Below are 16,577 nucleotides of genomic sequence, written 5' to 3'. Positions count from 1 at the left end.
CAAGCGTGCAGAAAATCGGAAATTATTTTATTGCTCGCGTTTTAATCGGTCGTCACGATCTTTAAAACGCACCGGCCCGGATTGCGGACTGCATCCGGAGAAGACCACGCTGCGTATGACTTTCGGAAGTCGCAACGTGTGACCCTGAAACGCTTTGGAAGAACTCAAGACGCATGCCACACGTATTGATTGTCGATGACGATCCCAGTACCCGCGAGGCGCTAGCCGCGATCATCGGCGAAGACGGACTGACTACGGCTACCGCAGGCGATCTGCGCGAGGCCCGCATTCAGCTCGTGCGCCAGACGCCGGACGTCGTATTCACCGATTTGAAGCTGCCCGACGGAACGGGCGTCGATCTGTTCGAAGATCTGGACCCGCGTTCGGGCGTGGAATTCATCGTTATCACCGGCCACGCGACGGTGGAATCGGCGGTGAGCGCGCTGAAAATGGGCGCGGCGGATTATCTCGTCAAGCCGATCAACATGCAGCGCGTCAAGGCGATTCTGTCGCGCCTGCCGCGCGCTGGCGATCTGAAGGCGGAAATCGGCACGCTGCGCGGCGAGTTGCGCCGCATGGGCCGCTTCGGTCTGATGCTCGGCAATTCGCCCGCGATGCAGACCGTCTACGACCAGGTTGGCCGCGTCGCGCCGACAGCCGCTTCGGTGCTGCTGATCGGCGAATCGGGTACGGGCAAGGAAGTCGCCGCGCAGACGCTTCACGAGCTGAGCCTGCGCCGCAAGCATTCGTTTATCGCGGTGAACTGCGGCGCGATTTCGCCGAATCTGATCGAATCGGAAATGTTCGGTCACGAGCGCGGCTCGTTCACGGGCGCGGACCGGCAGCACAAGGGTTATTTCGAGCGCGCGAACGGCGGCACGCTGTTCCTCGATGAAATCACCGAAATGCCGATCGAGCTTCAGGTCAAGCTGCTGCGCGTGCTCGAAACCGGCATGTTTATGCGCGTCGGCACGACCAAGGAAATCGAGACTGACGTGCGCCTGATCGCCGCGACCAATCGGGATCCTGAACAAGCGGTGTTGGAAGGGAAGCTGCGTCTGGACTTGTATCACCGTCTGAATGTGTTCCCGATCAACCTGCCGCCGCTGCGCGAACGCGGTAAGGATGTCGAACTGCTCGGACAGGCGTTCCTCGACGAACTCAACGCGCGTTACGGCACGAAGAAGGACTTCCCCGCCGCCGTGCGCGAAATGCTGGCGTCGTATAACTGGCCGGGCAACGTGCGCGAACTGAAGAACTACGTGCAGCGCGCGTACATCATGTCCGCATCCGATTCCGATGCCACCGCCACGGTGCCGTTGCAAATCTCGCTGTCGAAGCCATCGGCGGGCACGGCGGTGACCATTCCGTTCGGCACATCGCTGGCGCAGGCGGATCGGCAGCTGATTCTGGCGACGCTGGAGCAGTGCGGCGGCGTGAAAACGCGCGCGGCGGAAATCCTCGGCATCAGCCTGAAAACGCTCTATAACCGGCTCGTCGAATATGGCGAAGACGCGCATAAAGCGGCCGTCGGAGAAGGGGGCGAAGTCAGCGATGCGGATCAGGAAAATCCCTGAACGTCGCTTATCTTTAGACAAAACCACGCCCGCTGCTTGCAAAAGCGCGGGCGTTTTTATTGGCAGGCAGCATTTCAAGGTCGATAATGAGATGCATGCAGGCGCACGGATCGCGGTTTCAGGGGCATGTGCCTTGCTGTCTTCTGTATGACCTTCGGGCGTGAATGCGCGTTGGGCGCAGTCACCCGGAGCGATGACGATCACAAGACCGCAAGGAGCCCGCAATGTCCGATTTCGCATCCGAAACCGTGTGGCGCAATGCGCGGATCGACGCGCAGACACCGCAGCCGCCCGACCCGCCGGTGACCCCGCCCGATCAACCGCCGCCGACCCCGATTCCGCCCGACACGAATCCCGATCCGACGCGCGAACCGCCGGGACCACCGACTCAGCCGATCGGCGATCCGCCGCCCGGACCGAATGAAACGCCGCATGTGCATTGAGGGCTAAGAGCAGAAGCGGACGCAGGACCCGATTCCCTGAATTCGTGCAAGCTTTGAATAAGTTTCCATCCCGTACGTAGGGATTACAACGGATGAAGCAATAATGGCCGGAGGCGGAGCGCGTTTCCGGTCGTTTTTTCTGATGTAGCGCCGTTTGTCTGAGAGAGAACGGCGCATCCGGTCCGACGCCGCCACGTCACCACGCGACGGCCTTCATTTGTGGAGGCACCATGAGGCATCCCGCACTTCGACGCTCCGCGCGTCATTCTTCCAAGCGCGAAGCGCGCGCAGAAGCGGCCAAGGCGGCTGGCGCACCGGGCGGCGCGACGCCACCGCCCGATCACGATCCCGCTGGCCAGAACCGCGCCGCGCCTGGCGTTCCGCCCGATGGCGAACACAATCAGGGCGGCGCGCGTACCGAAGGAATCGACTATCAACGCGACCTGGGTTCCGAGCAGGACTCGTGACGCGCCGTCCTACGCGCCGGACGCATTCCTCCGGCAAATGAAGAAAATTTTCTACGCGACGCGCAATCGTCGCGTGTTTTCGTTCGTCCGTTACAGATGGATACGAATTTTTGTTTCCGCGATGCAACAAAGCGGCACGAAGATTGCATACTTTTACGCGCCATTTCGAGCGAACAACGACAACTGATGAGGTGACGCAGTAATGAGCAGATTGATCGTGGTATCGAATCGCGTCGCGCCGATCCAGGAAGGCAAGCCCAGCGCGGGCGGTCTCGCAATCGGCGTTCTGGACGCGCTCAAGGAGACGGGCGGCGTATGGTTCGGCTGGAGCGGCGAAATTGTCGGCGAGGCGGCCGACCCCGTTCTGGAAAAGAGCGGCAACGTAACGTACGCGACCGTGGGTCTCACGCGTCGCGATTACGACCAGTATTACCGTGGATTCTCGAACGCCACGCTGTGGCCGACCTTCCACTATCGCAATGATTTGTCGCGTTACGATCGCGAAGAGTATTCTGGCTATATGCGGGTGAACTGCATGCTGGCCGCCAAGCTCAAGAAGATGCTGGAACCCGACGACATCATGTGGGTTCACGACTATCACATGCTGCCGTTCGCCAATGAATTGCGGAAGATCGGCGTGAATAATCCGATTGGCTTCTTCCTGCATATTCCGTTTCCGGTGCCGGAAATGATGCGCACGGTGCCACCGCACGAAGAACTGATCGCGGCGATGTGCCAGTACGATGTGGTCGGCTTCCAGACCGAGAGCGACAAACAATCGTTCGTGGATTACATCGAACGAACGGGACGCGGGCATTTCAGCGACGACGGCATGTTGCAGGCGTTCGGCCGCATGATGAAGGTCGGCGCGTACCCGATCGGCATTTATCCCGATGCGATTGCCAAGGCTGCCGATCAGTTTGCCAACCGCAAGCAGGTGAAAAGCCTGCGCGACAGCATGCGCGGCCGCAAGCTCATCATGAGCGTGGATCGTCTGGATTATTCGAAGGGGCTGGTCGAGCGCTTTCAGGCGTTCGAGCGTTTGCTGCTGAATGCGCCGGGCTGGCATGGCCGCGTGTCGCTGGTGCAGATTGCGCCGCCAACGCGATCGGACGTGCAGACGTATCAGCGGATTCGTCAAAATCTGGAGGGCGAAGCGGGGCGCATCAATGGCCGATTCGCGCAGCTCGACTGGACGCCGATCCAGTATCTCAACCGCAAATACGAGCGCAATCTGCTGATGGCGCTGTTCCGTTTGTCGCAGGTCGGTTATGTGACGCCGCTGCGCGACGGCATGAATCTGGTGGCGAAGGAATACGTCGCATCGCAAGATCCGGCCGATCCGGGCGCGCTCGTGCTGTCGCAATTCGCGGGCGCGGCGGATCAGTTGCCGGGCGCGCTGGTGGTGAATCCGTTCGATCTCTCGCAGATGTCCGAAGCATTGGAACGCGCCTTGTCGATGCCGCTCGCCGAACGTCAGGCGCGTCACGCCGACATGATGGCGCCGCTGCGTGAGAACAATCTTTCCGTGTGGCGCGACTCGTTCCTGTCCGATTTGCGCAGCGTCGCGACGGCTGCTTCCGTGACCGAAAAGACCGTGAAAACGGTGAAGGGCGCGACATCGAATATCAAGCGGCCTGCTGCAAAAGCCTGACGCGTTTTGCTTTTCAGAAGCCCCGCGCGATGCACATCGCGCGGGGCTTTTTCATGCGCTCGCGGAACGCGTTTTGCGCTTTCATCATGGACAACTACGAAGGAGGTCATGATGAGCGGCAGCACGTTGAATCCGAATGAGGAAGGCGAAGTCGAAGTAGGCAAGGGACACGGCACGGGTGCACTCGGCCCAAGCGATTCGTCCGATAGCGGCTCGGATGTACAAGGCGAAAAGCGCTATCCGGGCGATATCGAAGACGAGCTCGATCAACACGCGCTCGGCCAGTCGCAAGCCGAACTCGATAGCGATACCGACCGCTACGGCACCGGCGAACTCGCCTCCGCCGACGGCGATAACAATCTCGAAGCCGACGCGGATATCCTGCCGGACGAAATCGAAGACGAGTCCGAGATCCGCAATCTCGACGATGACACGGCCGATCCCGCCGCCGACGAAGATCAAACTTAATCGCGCTTTACACGCAGTTGGCGTGGCCGGGCTAACATCGGCGGTTGATATCGTTCAACCGCCTTTTTTCGCCGATGAATCCAGAAGTTCCGACGCCCGGATCCTCCACCACGCCACTCGCCTCGGGCCGCACATCGCGGTTCGGCTGGCTGTCGTGGATCGTCGATCCGATCACGCAATGGACGCAGGATCATTGCCTGATGTTCTCCGCATCGATTGCGTTTTTCGCGGCATTTTCGCTGGCACCGACTTTGGTGATCGTCATTTCGGTGGCGAGCATTTTTTTCGGCGCCGATGCCGTGCAGGGACGCTTGTTCGATGAAATCAGCGGCGTCGTTGGCAACGATGCCGCACACGCGCTGGAAGCGATCGTCGCGAACGCGTGGCACGCGGATATCGCGCGCAGCACGGCGATTTTGTCGCTCGCGGGCGTGTTGATCGGCGCATCGGCGACGTTTTCATCGCTGCATAGCGCGCTGAATGTGATCTGGCCGACGCCTGCGGTGAGCACGCGCGAGAGCATCGTTTCGCTGTTGCGCGTGCGAGCGATGTCCTTCGGTCTGGTAATCGGCGCGGGTTTGCTTGTCGTTGCGCTGCTCGTGCTCGATGCGCTCGTCGAAGTGCTCGGTCATTGGGCGCTGGGCGACGGCAATCCGTTTATCGTGTTGTCATCGCTGACGCGGCGCGCGATATCGATCGGTATGTTGACGCTGGCTTTTACCGTGCTGCTCAAGATATTGCCGACCACGCGCATGATGTGGCGCGACGCGCTGCTCGGCGCGACCGCCGCTGCGTTGCTGTTCGAAGGAGGAAAGCGCCTGTTCTCGCTGTATTTGCAGCACGCGGGAACGGCGAATATGTTCGGCGCGGCCGGATCGCTCGTGATTATTTTGATGTGGCTTTACTACTCGGCGGCGGTGTTTTTACTCGGCGCTGAACTGGCCGCAACCGCAGCGCGCAAACGGACGCATCGCGCGTCCGGTTGGCGCTAGGCTGCGCAGAAACTCAGGCCGTTACCCGACGCAATTCCGCCGGCGGCACCTTCATCAAATGGCGATACTTCGCGACCGTCCGGCGCGCGACAATCACGCCCTGATCCGCGAGCATCTTCGCCAGACTCACATCCGACAGCGGATCGCTCGAATTTTCCTTCGAGATCATTTCCTTCAGCAGCGCGCGCACGGCGGCGGCTGAACATGTACCGCCACTTTCCGTCGAAAGCTCGCGCGGGAAGAAGTGTTTGAACTCGAAGATGCCGCGCGGCGTGGACATGTACTTGTTGCCCGTCGCACGCGAAATCGTCGATTCGTGCAGGCCGAGTTCGTCGGCGACATCGCGCAGAACCAGCGGCTTCAACGCAATTTCGCCGTAATCGAAGAACGCCTTTTGATGCGACACAATACATTCGGCCACGCGCTGAATCGTCGTGAAGCGTTGCTGTGCGTTGCGGATCAACCAGCGCGCTTCTTGCAACTGTTGCGCGAGCGGCGAACGGCTCGCGCCAGCCGACTGCGCAAACAAATCCGCATACATGCGATGGATACGTGCGCGCGGCAGCACCGCCGGATTGATCGTCACGACCCACTGCTTCTTGACCGGACGCACGATCACATCGGGCACGACATAGTTGTCTTCGTTCTGGCCGTAATTCTCGCCCGGTTTCGGATCGAGCTTGCGCACCAGCGCGCAGGCAATGCGCAGTTCATCCGCGCTGCACCCGATCTTCTTCTGCAATTCGGCTTGCTCACGGCGAGCCAGACGCTCCAGATGATGCGCGACGATTTCCTTCGCGACATCGCGGCCCGGCGTGTCTTCGTCCATTGCCTGAAGTTGAAGCGTGAGACATTCCGAGAGATTGCGCGCGCCGACGCCCGGTTTATCGAGCGACTGCACCAGCTTCAGCGCGATCACGAGCTCGTCTTCGCTAAGCGCCGGTTCGATCTCGACAACATTGGCCAGTTCGGCCATGTCCTGACGCAGATAACCATCGTCGTCCAGCGCTTCGATGATGAGTTGCGCAATCGCGCGGTCGCGTTCGCCGAGCTGGTACAGACGCAGCGCATCGTGCAAAGTCTCATGCAGCGACGGTTCGATGCGAACCCAATCGGCAGGATCAGAGCCTTCACCATCGCCGTTATTGCGCGATGCGCCACGGCCGAACGGATCGGAGGAGAACTCGCTGATGGAATCGTCGCGCGAGCCGCTGTCGGTGGCGACATCGCCTTCCATGCTGGCTTCGGCGGTGAGCGGCGCTTCCGTTGCGGTATCGGACGAGGTCGAAAGCGATGTCTCGCTCATCGAACTGCCGTTATCGGTGCCGAGCGCATTGTCTTCCGTCTGCGACTCGTCGTATTCGAGGAATGGATTAGTGTCGAGCGCGTTGCGCAATTCCTGCTGAAACTCGATCGACGATAGTTGGAGCAGACGGACCGACTGTTGAAGGCGCGGCGTCAGCGCGAGACTTTGCTTGGTGCGGAGTTCGAGTGAAGGCGGCATTGCGAGCAAATCCTCGGTAGTTCGTTGTGGCCTCTAATAAAGCAACCACTGTGCCATGCGTTGCTAAATGCGTATCGCAGCAGGGATTTCCAATTTGCATCCGACATAACCCGAGTGTTCGGCAGACCGCTTTTCGCGCACTTTTTACACGGCTTCAGACAAAAGCGACGCGCGTTTCGCCGGACGCGCCAATGTTCACGCAAGCACGCTTGCAAGAAATTTTTGTCTGCTCTTTGTCCGTCTCAACCCCTTGATTTTCCGACGACTTTTGCGCCGGCCGGTCAAGACTGCCTACGCTTTTTCTGCGCTGCGGCACGCGAGTTGCGAGAGGAAGGCCGTGTCCGATCGATATCCACCAATGGCATCGACGGGCAACAAACGGGGCGCCTCAACTTATCAAGGGCGCGCAAGACGACAATCGAGAAAATGGAGAATTGCCATGAAGACGACTCAACTTCTGAAAGCCGCTGGCGGTATTGCATGCGTCGTGTTCGCGCTGAACGTGAACGCGCAGACGACGACGGGCGCATCGGAAAGCACGGGCGCAACCGTCGGCCAAAAGGTCGATGACGGCGCGCTGACCACCAAGGTCAAGGCCGAACTGCTCGGCGCGAAGGATGTGAAGCCCACGCATATCCACGTCAAGAGCCGCGCAGGTGTGGTCTCGCTGACGGGCACGGTGCCGTCGGCTGCCGACAAGACGGCTGCGGAAGACACGGTGAAGAACGTGTCGGGTGTTGCATCCGTGAAGAACCATCTCAAAATTGCCGCCAAGTAATCGGCGAGTAATGGCATAGTTCAGTTGTCCGGTTCGCTCAAGCGGGCCGTGGCGGCAGGACCGATGCACCGGAACCCGCGCCGGGTCTCGTTCGCAGCGCTTTTTACTGCGATTCGGGCCACGAGCGCGGGTTCTTGCATAAAGGCAGTCGCAGCGGCAGTACCTCGCAGCATCATCGAACGTTGGTCAATAACGAAGTTCGGCCAACTCAGGCCGATACTCACAGGCGGCGCTCGAATGTCCTCTCGCGGCGTTCGGATGCCCCGGCAAAAGGAGCTCTTCATGATGACGAAAAAGATGGCATTGATTGGCGCGCTGGCATTTGCATTTTCGACGGCCGCGTTTGCACAGGCAGCGTCGGATACAGGTGCGACGATGACCAAGAAGCAGAAGGGCACCAATCTGCATCAGCAGAACAAGGCGCACAAGCTGAAGGGCGCATCGGCGGCTGCGGCGGCATCGGCGCTGGGCACGAATGACAAGGGTCAGCCGCAGTAAGGCATGTGACTTTAGTTTGCTGATGCAAAAAAACGGCCGCTTTCGAGCGGCCGTTTGCTTTACTGCTTCAGCGACGTATTACGACTTCGCTGCTGCGTACTGATCGCGCAGATCGCGAATGCGATCGTGATTCTCCAGCACGCCTTGATATTGACGTTCCACCACCGCGCGAATATCCGCCGGCAGATCCTTATCCAGCGCCTGGCGATAGTTCTTCTTCGCCGCATCTTCACCGCGTTCGCACTCGGCGAGAATCGCGTGATCGCTGTGGCCGCTCACGGCCGACTTTACATCGACCCATCCGCGATGCAGCGCGCCCGCCACCGATCCGCCCGTTTCCGGCTTGCCGCCCAGACGCTGGACGATTTCCTGTAGCTCGGCGGCACCGCGCGTGCATGCTTCGGCGCGGTTCTGAAACAGCAGCTTGAGGCTTGGATCGCGCGTATCTTCGGCGGCCTTGAGAAAGCCCTTTTCGCCGTCCTTCGACGTTTCGACGAGATCATTGAGTACCGATACGACGTTCGTGCTCATATTCCACCTCCGTTGTGATTTGACGTTGTCCTGCTGTTTGTTGCTGCCTGCAATAGCGCATGCAGCGTGCCCGAAACGCGTTTCATCGGAGGCATGTGACTTGCTGCGTGAGCGGCACTACAGCGCCGCTCCGACCTCGGGAGCGCGCATCGAATCGACAAAGGGAGAAGGCGATTGAAACACTTCAACTGGCTCGCCAGCCGCGAATTTCTTGTGCTCGTGGCGATCGTTGCATCGGCGATTACGATGCATGTGCGGTTGCATGAAGACACGTCAACGCAGCCTTCGCAACAGGTTCAGTACGGAAGAATGTGCGAACCGACGGCATCGAACGATCAGGACGATAGCAAAGCGCGCGCGGTGCCTGCCGATTGCGAATTGCGTACGAACATGCGGATAACGCTTGCTGCGCGTCCCTGGGTATAAAAAGACATCGCCCGCTTTGATGCGGGCGATGTCGTTGTCTTATGCGCGCGGTTGTGCAAACTCGCCAACCGGATGCGGCGGCTGAAGCGGATCGAAATCGCTCCAGCGGCCTTGCTTCCAGCGCCCTGAAGCCTTTTCAATTTCGATACCGCCCGCTTCGCGCAGAATCGTTGCGGCTTGCGTTTGCGTGTCGGGCGAGACGTGCACGGCAACCAGCACGCCCGCGTGACGCGTCGGACCCTCGTCATGCAAGGCAGAGCCGGACTTGCCCTTCGTATGCGACATCGCGCCCGCCAGCGAGCCGATGTACGCGCCGACGCCCGCCGCGATCACCGACACCAGCAGCGGCGCTTTGAAGATCGCAAAAATCGCCGCACCGATAACTGCACCCACGACCGCGCCGATGGTCACGCCCTTACCCGCGCCCTTGGGCGCTGCACGCGCGCCCGCGTCGGTGCCGACATCGCCGCCGATCGGATGGCGCGCATGCTGTCCGCTTGGATTGACGAAGAACAAGGTCACGTCCTCTTCGACGAATCCGCGCGCGAACAATTTCTGCGCGGCGGATTCGGCGGCGGGAAAGGTCTGAAATCGGCCTGCAATGATCAGGGACATATTCCCTCCTTTGATTCGATTCCTGGGTTAAAGGTCGCGCTCAGTCCGGTTCCAGCCCGGCGACGCGGAATAGACCCGAACGCAGCACGACCGATTCGCCGCCGTTGTCATCGAGCGCTTCGGCGCAGACCGAGCGGATGCGCGCCTCGCCGCGCTCGAACGCGGGCATCAAATCTTCCTCACGCGCCGATTCCGCGCCGAAATGATCTTCAAGCGCCTCTGCGCTGATCGAACACACGACGGTTTCGCCATCGACTAACGCAGTGAAATGAACGGCGAGCTCGTCGCCATCGAATGAAGGCGGATCGTCTGGAAAGGTGATGTGCATGGTCGAGTCCTCATAGGCTGGGCGCGCATGGATGACACGGCTGCCGTCGGCGGACGGCGCGTCGAAAACCCTCATGACGACGCCTTCGCCTTCGCAAGCTGCTGAGCCATGGCATCGTGATGGGTGATGACGGGCAGGGCCTTCGCGGCGGCGGCCTTGAGCGCGGCATCGTTGCCGTTTTCGCTTTCGTTCTTGAATAACTCGACGGCCTTTTGATGCCCTTGCACGGCCACCTTATCAATATAGGCCTTGTCGAAATCCGTGCCCTTGAGATTTTGCAAACTGCCGATCACCGATGAATCCGCGCTCGGCGCGGCGGTGATGCCATGCCGTTTGGCGATCACATCGAGATTACGCGCGAGCTTCGTATGATCGACGATCATTCGCTGTGCGAAGTCCTTCACCTGCTTGTCGTTCGAATGCGAGAGCGCGAGCTTGCTGGCGGCGATTTCGGTCGCGCCTGCGGTGCCCGCGTCCTGTACGAACTGCTGATCGTTGGCGGAGAGCTTTTGCGACTGCGCGGCTTCGGTTTGCGACCATGCGTTCGGCGCAATCGATACAGCCGAAACCAGCGCGAACGCCGTCGCCGCCAGCATATGCGGCCAGGATGAGTTGAGCGATGTCTTACGCATGGCGTGTCTCCTGTTATCGGGCATTGTCGGCATTACGCGGCGCGTGCGCGGCCAAGCGCATCGATCAGCGCTTGATTGAACGCAGGGATATCGTCGGGCTTGCGGCTGGTGATGAGATTGCCGTCGATCTGCACTTCCTGATCGACCCACGTGCCGCCGGCGTTACGCACATCGTCCTGAAGGCTCGGCCAGCTCGTCATGGTGCGGCCCGCGATAATCCCTGCGGAAATCGGCAGCCAGCCGCCGTGGCAGATCACCGCGATCGGCTTCTTCGCGCGATCGGCTTCCTTGACGAATTCCTGCGCTTTCGAATCGAGCCGGATCGCATCGCTGTTGACGACGCCGCCGGGCAGAACGAGTGCGTCGTAATCGGCGGCGTTGGCTGCATCGAGCGTGAGATCGACATCGACCTTATCGCCTTTATCGACGTGTTTGAAACCCTGGATCTGGCCGGGCTTCTGCGAGATCACGACCACTTCCGCGCCGGCCGCTTTCAGCGCGCGTTGTGGCTCGACGAGCTCGGCCTGTTCGAAGCCATCGACTGCGAGAATTGCGACCTTGTAGCCGGTGAGGGACGTTGCCATGAAGACACTCCTTGTCTGCGGTTTCGAACGTCTCCGCATCGCGGAAACCTTGTTGGAAACGGCAGCAATGGCTGTGCCCAGCTAGGCTGTCTCGACGCTGCGCTTACCCGCAAGCCTGAGCAGACTGACGACCGATGCCGTTGCCGCAAAGCCCGCTGCAACGTACAGCGCGATCACCGGTCCATGCTGCGGCGCGATGCCGAAGATCAGCGCGACCAGCGCCGCGCCGAGCGTCTGACCGGTCAGGCGCTCGGTGCCGAGCATGCCGCTCGCCCCGCCGCTTCGATGACGCGGCGCCGCCGACAACATCTGCCGATTATTGGGCGTCTGAAACACGCCGAAGCCCAGCCCGCACACGGCCATGCGCCACGCGATATCGAGCGCATGAGGATGCGCGCCTGCGGTCGCCAGCAGCACCAGCCCGACGCTCAGCACAATCAGCCCGGCACCGCCGAGCAAACCGGGCGGGAAGCGGTCCGCGAGCATGCCCGCAATCGGCGCGATAAAGACGATCACCAGCGGCCACGGCGTCATCAGAAAGCCGGTTTCGACCTGACTCATGCCGAAGCCGCTCTGCATCAGAAACGGCAGCGAAACGAAGGCCAGCATTTGCGCGCAAAACGAGCAAACCGATGTGCCGATGGACAACGCGAACACCGGAATGCGCAGCAGATCGACCGGCAGCAACGGCGCTTCCTGCGGCAATTGACGGCGCACCAGAAAGAACGCGACGACAGCCGCCGCGATCAATTCGCCTATGACGTACGGACGATGCTCGCCGCGCCCGAGCCCATCCACCGCGATGATGGCGAGGCCGAAGAACAACGCGTTCATCAGCGCGCTGACGTAGTCGAAAGGCTGATCGTGGCCCGCGTTACGCGGCAGCGCGCGTACGCCGATGATCACCGCGACGATGCCGATCGGCACGTTCACCGCGAACAGCCACGGCCACGTCGCGATCGACAACACGCCGGACGCGACCGTCGGCCCGATCACCGATGAAATGGCGACCACGGTCGCGTTGATGCTAATACCGCGCCCGAGATGCTTCTGCGGATAGATCTCGCGGATCAGCGCCGCGTTGACGCTCATGATGCCCGCCGCGCCGAAGCCCTGAACCACGCGCGCCGCAATCAACGCGACCAGCGACCCGGACAACGCGCAGGCAAACGACGAAGCCGTGAACAACGCCAGCCCCGCGATATACACCCGCCTGTACCCGATGCGATCGCCCAGCGACGCCAGCGGCAACAGCGACATCACGATCACGAGCTGATACGCGTTGACCACCCACACCGAATCCGCAGGCGAGGCGTTCAGATGATGCGCGATGGTCGGCAAGGCGACATTGGCGATCGCGCCATCGATGACCGCGAGCGTGACGCCGAGCGCCACGACTGCGATCGCCCAGTAACGCTGGGGCAGGGGAAGTCCTTGGTCCGTATCCATCGATGGGCGAACGCTTTTTGGAAGGCTCAAAAGAAAAGCGCGCGAGGCGAAGTCGCGCGCTGGCGGGTTTTATTTCAGTTCGTAAAGGCCGGTATACGTAGCCGAATCGATCTCGTTCAGATGCGTCATGAAACGCGCGACGGCGTTTGTCGCGTTCGGATCGATCGGCAATCCTTCGGCCTGCAACGCATGAATCCGAAAGATATAGCGATGCGGCTTGTCGCCACGCGGCGGCGCAGCACCGCCGAAACCGACCGTGCCGTAATCGTTGCGCAGTTGCAGCGCACCAGCGGGCAGCAGACTGCCATCGGCTTTGCCGGCGTTGCGCGGCAGCGAGCGGCAATCGGCGGAGAGATTGACCACGACCCAATGCCAGAAACCACTGCCGGTGGGCGCGTCGGGATCGTAGACGGTGAGGGCGAAGCTACCCGTATCGGCGGGCGGATCTTCCCATTGCAGCGCGGGCGAGATGTTGTCGCCCGAGCCGCCGAAGGCTTGCTGATCGAATTCCTGGGCGCGCGCCATAAAACCGTTGGCCGGAAATTCGTCGGACCAGATGCGGAAATCAGCCATGAGAGTCGTGCCTCCTTGCTTGGCTTGTTGTCGAGGGCGCGGGGTCGCGCCGGTTTGGTGAGAGGGCGTGCAGCAAACGTGCCCGTAAGCGCCGCGCTCTCGACCGCTATCGATCGAGTCTAGCATCCGCCCCTGAATTCGGATCGCGGCGCTGATTGTGGGTTTTCCACCCGCCATTTTCCGCCATTCGTCGGCGGAATTTGACAGGCTACAATATCGAGATGGACGACAGGACCCAACTTATTACGCCCCGCATGCCGACAAATGCCGCGCAAAACGTCGCGCCCGCCGCCATTGCCGATGACGACGCCGATATGTTCGAACTCGCGCCGGTATCGCTGTGGCTGGAGGATTTCAGCGCCGTGCGCGAACAGTTCGATCGCTGGCGCGCGGCGGGGGTGTCGGACCTGCGCGCGTTTCTGAACGACGACACCGCGCACATCGCTGAATGCTCGTCGCGGATTCGCGTGCTGAAGGTCAATCAACGCACGCTCACGCTGTTCGGCGCGACGGACCTCGATCATCTCGTGCAGAACCTGTCGAAAGTGTTCCGCGACGACATGCTCACGACGCACGTCGATGAACTCGAACAGCTCTGGTCCGGCAAGCCGCAATTCGTCAGTCAGACCGTCAACTACACGCTCGACGGCAAGCGTCTCGACGTGTTGCTCAAGGCTGTGATCCTGCCCGGTCATGAAGCGACGTGGAGCCGCGTGCTCGTGACCATCGAAGATATTACGGAGCTTGAGACCACGCGACGCCGTGTGGGTATGAGCGAGCTGTACGCGCGCGGTTTGTTCGAGCATTCGCCCGTGTCGCTGTGGGTGGAAGATTTCAGTTCCGTGAAAACGCTGCTCGACGATGTGCGCGATCGCGGCATCGTCGATTTTCGTACGTTCACGAATGTGCATCCCGAGTTCATCGAACGATGTATGCACGAGATTCATGTGCTCGACGTGAATCAGCACACGCTGCGCATGTTCGCCGCGCCCGACAAAGCCACGCTGCTCGCGCGCCTGCCCGACGTGTTCCGCGACGATATGCAGCAGCACTTTCAGGAGCAGTTGATCGAGCTATGGGAGGGCAAACTCTTCCATCAGCGCGAAGTCATCAACTATTCGCTCGATGGCAACGAAGTGCATGTGCATCTGCAATTCTCGGTGTTTCCGGGGCACGAGGCGCGCTGGGATCTGGTGCTGGTCGCGCTGACCGATATCACCGCGCGCAAGAAGGCCGAGGCGTATCTGGAGTTTCTCGGCAAGCACGACGTGCTGACCAAGCTCAAGAATCGCTCGTTTTATATCGATGAAGTCAATCGGCTGGAGCGCAAGGGTCCGTATCCGGTGACGGCGATTGCGATCGATGTGAACGGCCTCAAGACTGTTAACGATCAACTCGGCCACGCCGCCGGCGACGCGCTGTTGCGACGCGCGGGCGAAGTGCTGAGCAAGGCGGTGGAGAAACCGTTCCAGACGGCGCGTATTGGCGGGGACGAATTTATGGTGCTGTTGCCGGGCACCGACGAACGCGGCGGCGAAGCGGTGATGGACAGCATTCGTCAGTTGCTCGAAGTGAACAATCAGTTTTATTCGGGCATGCCGCTTTCGTTCGCGATGGGCGCGGCCACCGCGCACGAAGGCGAGCGCCTCGAACCCATGCTGCAACGCGCCGATCACGCGATGTACGTCGAAAAGCGCGCCCACTACGAACGCGAAGGCGACGCCAGGAACGACTAAGCCGCTTTATTGCGGCTGCGTGACTTCATCGATACCCTTGGTCAGCGCCGGACACGCCTCGCCGATTTCCTTCTTGTATTGCGCAGGATTGCTGGTCTTCATCTGGGCGAATCGATCGACGGTCGGCTGAGCCTGCGCGAGACCGAGCTTCCATTCGCCATCGAAGTCGGGCGCGTCGGGGAAATTGGCGCGCGCGGCCTCTTTGAAACGCGCGACTTTTGCTGTATCGATATGGCAGACATCCGCTGCGCCCCGCGCGATATTCGCGCTGGTCATCACGCCCTCGGCCGCCAGCAATTGCTCGCGCGACGGATGGCCTTTCGGCATTTGAGGCGATTGATCCTGCGCGACGGCGGATTGCAGAAGCATCGCCATGAGAGCAGCGGCGAGTAGGGTCGAATGCGTGATCGAGCGCGTCATGCGTATCCTGTTTTATGTATTGCGGGCTATTCGAAGTATAGGGTCATGCCTCGGAAAACGCGCTTAAGCCGGGTATAACCTGCATGCTAGAATCGATTCCCAATGCCGATGTCAAGCGGCCGTTCTCAAGCGCAAAAATGAAAAGAGGAAGCAAGTCCGCCAGCGAAGCGAACAAGGCCGCGATTACCGCGCCTTCGCCGGTTTCCACGGAAGGGCGGCGCAAGTACGATCCTGAGGAGACCAAGCGGAATATCCTGGATATTGCCACGCAGGAATTCTCGTCGATGGGTCTCACGGGCGCGCGCGTCGATGCTATCGCGGAGCGTACGAATACCACCAAGCGCATGCTGTACTACTACTTCGGCAGCAAGGAAGGCTTGTACGAAGCGGTATTGGAGCAGGTCTACGGCGATATTCGCGCGCTCGAACAGGAATTGCAGCTTGCGGAAATGGACCCGGAAGAAGCGCTGCGCGAATTCGTCGGCTTCACTTTCGACTATCACGATAAACACCGCGATTTCGTGCGGCTGGTGACTATCGAAAATATTCACAGCGCGAAGTACATCGAACAATCGAAGACGTTCAAGACGCGTAATTCGACCGTCGTGAAGACGATCGAAGATTTGATCGCGCGTGGCGTCGCGGCGGGCAAGTTCCGCGAAGACGTCGATCCCATCGATCTGCACCTGATGATCAGCTCGATGTGTTTTCATCGCATTGCCAATCGGCATACGTGGGGCGCGGCCTTCGGGCGCGATCCGTCGGGACCGCGTTCACGCGCGCGTCATCGCGAGATGATCATCGATTCCGTGCTGCGGTTCATGCGGCGCGATGCTTGATGCATGAAAAACGGCGGTGCTTCTTATTGGAGAGCACCGCCGTTTTGTTTCAAGAGCACGAAA

The 16,577-nt window shown here is 60.5% G+C and carries 20 protein-coding genes; 11 read left to right on the top strand and 9 right to left on the bottom strand.

Translation table 11 applies throughout. The annotated features are described in order from the left end of the window. Positions 1-173: 173 nt before the first annotated feature. The 6 genes from P7F28_RS16660 (at position 174) to P7F28_RS16635 (ending at position 5,601) form a co-directional block, all read left to right on the top strand. Complete coding sequence (locus P7F28_RS16660) at positions 174-1,577, top strand: sigma-54 dependent transcriptional regulator (protein ID WP_277185608.1); 1,404 nt, start codon at positions 174-176, stop codon at positions 1,575-1,577. Positions 1,578-1,801: 224 nt separating this feature from the next. Beyond that, on the top strand, positions 1,802-2,020 hold the full coding sequence (locus P7F28_RS16655; protein ID WP_277185607.1) for a hypothetical protein: 219 nt from the start codon (positions 1,802-1,804) through the stop codon (positions 2,018-2,020). Between the two features lie 230 nt (positions 2,021-2,250). Next, positions 2,251-2,487: a hypothetical protein gene (locus P7F28_RS16650; RefSeq protein ID WP_277185606.1), complete on the top strand. Its 237-nt coding sequence runs from the start codon at positions 2,251-2,253 to the stop codon at positions 2,485-2,487. A 202-nt stretch (positions 2,488-2,689) separates the two neighbouring features. Further along, positions 2,690-4,141: an alpha,alpha-trehalose-phosphate synthase (UDP-forming) gene (otsA, locus tag P7F28_RS16645; RefSeq protein WP_277185605.1), complete on the top strand. Its 1,452-nt coding sequence runs from the start codon at positions 2,690-2,692 to the stop codon at positions 4,139-4,141. 108 nt (positions 4,142-4,249) lie between these two features. Next, positions 4,250-4,609, top strand: coding sequence for a chemotaxis protein (locus P7F28_RS16640; protein ID WP_277185604.1), 360 nt, complete (start codon positions 4,250-4,252; stop codon positions 4,607-4,609). A gap of 74 nt (positions 4,610-4,683) precedes the next feature. Further along, the gene (locus tag P7F28_RS16635) at positions 4,684-5,601 is read left to right on the top strand and encodes a YihY/virulence factor BrkB family protein (protein WP_277185603.1); all 918 of its coding nucleotides are present in this window, start codon (positions 4,684-4,686) and stop codon (positions 5,599-5,601) included. Positions 5,602-5,614: 13 nt separating this feature from the next. Here P7F28_RS16635 and P7F28_RS16630 read toward each other — a convergent pair whose 3' ends face one another. Beyond that, positions 5,615-7,105 (bottom strand): RNA polymerase factor sigma-54, encoded by a 1,491-nt coding sequence (locus P7F28_RS16630; protein WP_277185602.1) that lies wholly within the window; start codon positions 7,103-7,105, stop codon positions 5,615-5,617. A gap of 439 nt (positions 7,106-7,544) precedes the next feature. Between P7F28_RS16630 and P7F28_RS16625 the strand changes: the two genes are divergently transcribed. Together P7F28_RS16625 and P7F28_RS16620 are read left to right on the top strand one after the other, a co-directional pair. Further along, positions 7,545-7,883 carry a BON domain-containing protein gene (locus P7F28_RS16625; protein ID WP_277185601.1) on the top strand — a complete coding sequence of 113 codons (339 nt, stop codon included), beginning with the start codon at positions 7,545-7,547 and terminating at the stop codon, positions 7,881-7,883. Between the two features lie 282 nt (positions 7,884-8,165). Then, positions 8,166-8,381, top strand: coding sequence for a hypothetical protein (locus P7F28_RS16620; RefSeq protein WP_277185600.1), 216 nt, complete (start codon positions 8,166-8,168; stop codon positions 8,379-8,381). Between the two features lie 78 nt (positions 8,382-8,459). Here P7F28_RS16620 and P7F28_RS16615 read toward each other — a convergent pair whose 3' ends face one another. After that, the gene (locus P7F28_RS16615) at positions 8,460-8,912 is read right to left on the bottom strand and encodes a PA2169 family four-helix-bundle protein (protein WP_277185599.1); all 453 of its coding nucleotides are present in this window, start codon (positions 8,910-8,912) and stop codon (positions 8,460-8,462) included. Positions 8,913-9,086: 174 nt separating this feature from the next. Here P7F28_RS16615 and P7F28_RS16610 point away from each other — a divergent pair, with 174 nt between their 5' ends. Then, complete coding sequence (locus tag P7F28_RS16610; RefSeq protein ID WP_277185598.1) at positions 9,087-9,338, top strand: hypothetical protein; 252 nt, start codon at positions 9,087-9,089, stop codon at positions 9,336-9,338. A 39-nt stretch (positions 9,339-9,377) separates the two neighbouring features. On the opposite strand, the gene P7F28_RS16605 is transcribed toward P7F28_RS16610, so the two are convergent. The 6 genes from P7F28_RS16605 to P7F28_RS16580 form a co-directional block, all read right to left on the bottom strand. After that, positions 9,378-9,953, bottom strand: a complete 576-nt coding sequence (locus P7F28_RS16605) for a hypothetical protein (RefSeq protein ID WP_277185597.1) — start codon at positions 9,951-9,953, stop codon at positions 9,378-9,380. A gap of 40 nt (positions 9,954-9,993) precedes the next feature. Then, positions 9,994-10,356, bottom strand: a complete 363-nt coding sequence (locus P7F28_RS16600) for a DUF1488 domain-containing protein (protein ID WP_306805922.1) — start codon at positions 10,354-10,356, stop codon at positions 9,994-9,996. Then, complete coding sequence (locus tag P7F28_RS16595) at positions 10,353-10,913, bottom strand: DUF4142 domain-containing protein (protein WP_277185596.1); 561 nt, start codon at positions 10,911-10,913, stop codon at positions 10,353-10,355. Before P7F28_RS16595 ends, P7F28_RS16600 begins: the two co-directional genes overlap by 4 nt. Before the next feature lie 32 nt (positions 10,914-10,945). Further along, positions 10,946-11,497: a type 1 glutamine amidotransferase domain-containing protein gene (locus P7F28_RS16590; RefSeq protein WP_277185595.1), complete on the bottom strand. Its 552-nt coding sequence runs from the start codon at positions 11,495-11,497 to the stop codon at positions 10,946-10,948. An 81-nt stretch (positions 11,498-11,578) separates the two neighbouring features. Beyond that, positions 11,579-12,946, bottom strand: a complete 1,368-nt coding sequence (locus P7F28_RS16585) for an MFS transporter (RefSeq protein WP_277185594.1) — start codon at positions 12,944-12,946, stop codon at positions 11,579-11,581. A gap of 69 nt (positions 12,947-13,015) precedes the next feature. Then, positions 13,016-13,519, bottom strand: a complete 504-nt coding sequence (locus tag P7F28_RS16580; protein WP_277185593.1) for a YbhB/YbcL family Raf kinase inhibitor-like protein — start codon at positions 13,517-13,519, stop codon at positions 13,016-13,018. A 254-nt stretch (positions 13,520-13,773) separates the two neighbouring features. On the opposite strand from P7F28_RS16580, the gene P7F28_RS16575 reads away from it, so the two are divergent. Next, the gene (locus tag P7F28_RS16575; protein WP_277185625.1) at positions 13,774-15,255 is read left to right on the top strand and encodes a sensor domain-containing diguanylate cyclase; all 1,482 of its coding nucleotides are present in this window, start codon (positions 13,774-13,776) and stop codon (positions 15,253-15,255) included. Positions 15,256-15,261: 6 nt separating this feature from the next. Here P7F28_RS16575 and P7F28_RS16570 read toward each other — a convergent pair whose 3' ends face one another. After that, positions 15,262-15,675 (bottom strand): hypothetical protein, encoded by a 414-nt coding sequence (locus P7F28_RS16570; protein ID WP_277185592.1) that lies wholly within the window; start codon positions 15,673-15,675, stop codon positions 15,262-15,264. Between the two features lie 137 nt (positions 15,676-15,812). Between P7F28_RS16570 and P7F28_RS16565 the strand changes: the two genes are divergently transcribed. Beyond that, the gene (locus tag P7F28_RS16565; protein ID WP_277185591.1) at positions 15,813-16,514 is read left to right on the top strand and encodes a TetR/AcrR family transcriptional regulator; all 702 of its coding nucleotides are present in this window, start codon (positions 15,813-15,815) and stop codon (positions 16,512-16,514) included. Positions 16,515-16,577: the final 63 nt, after the last annotated feature.

Source organism: Caballeronia sp. BR00000012568055, assembly GCF_029439455.1.
GTDB lineage: Bacteria > Pseudomonadota > Gammaproteobacteria > Burkholderiales > Burkholderiaceae > Caballeronia.
This window is presented reverse-complemented; position numbering and strand designations above follow the sequence as displayed.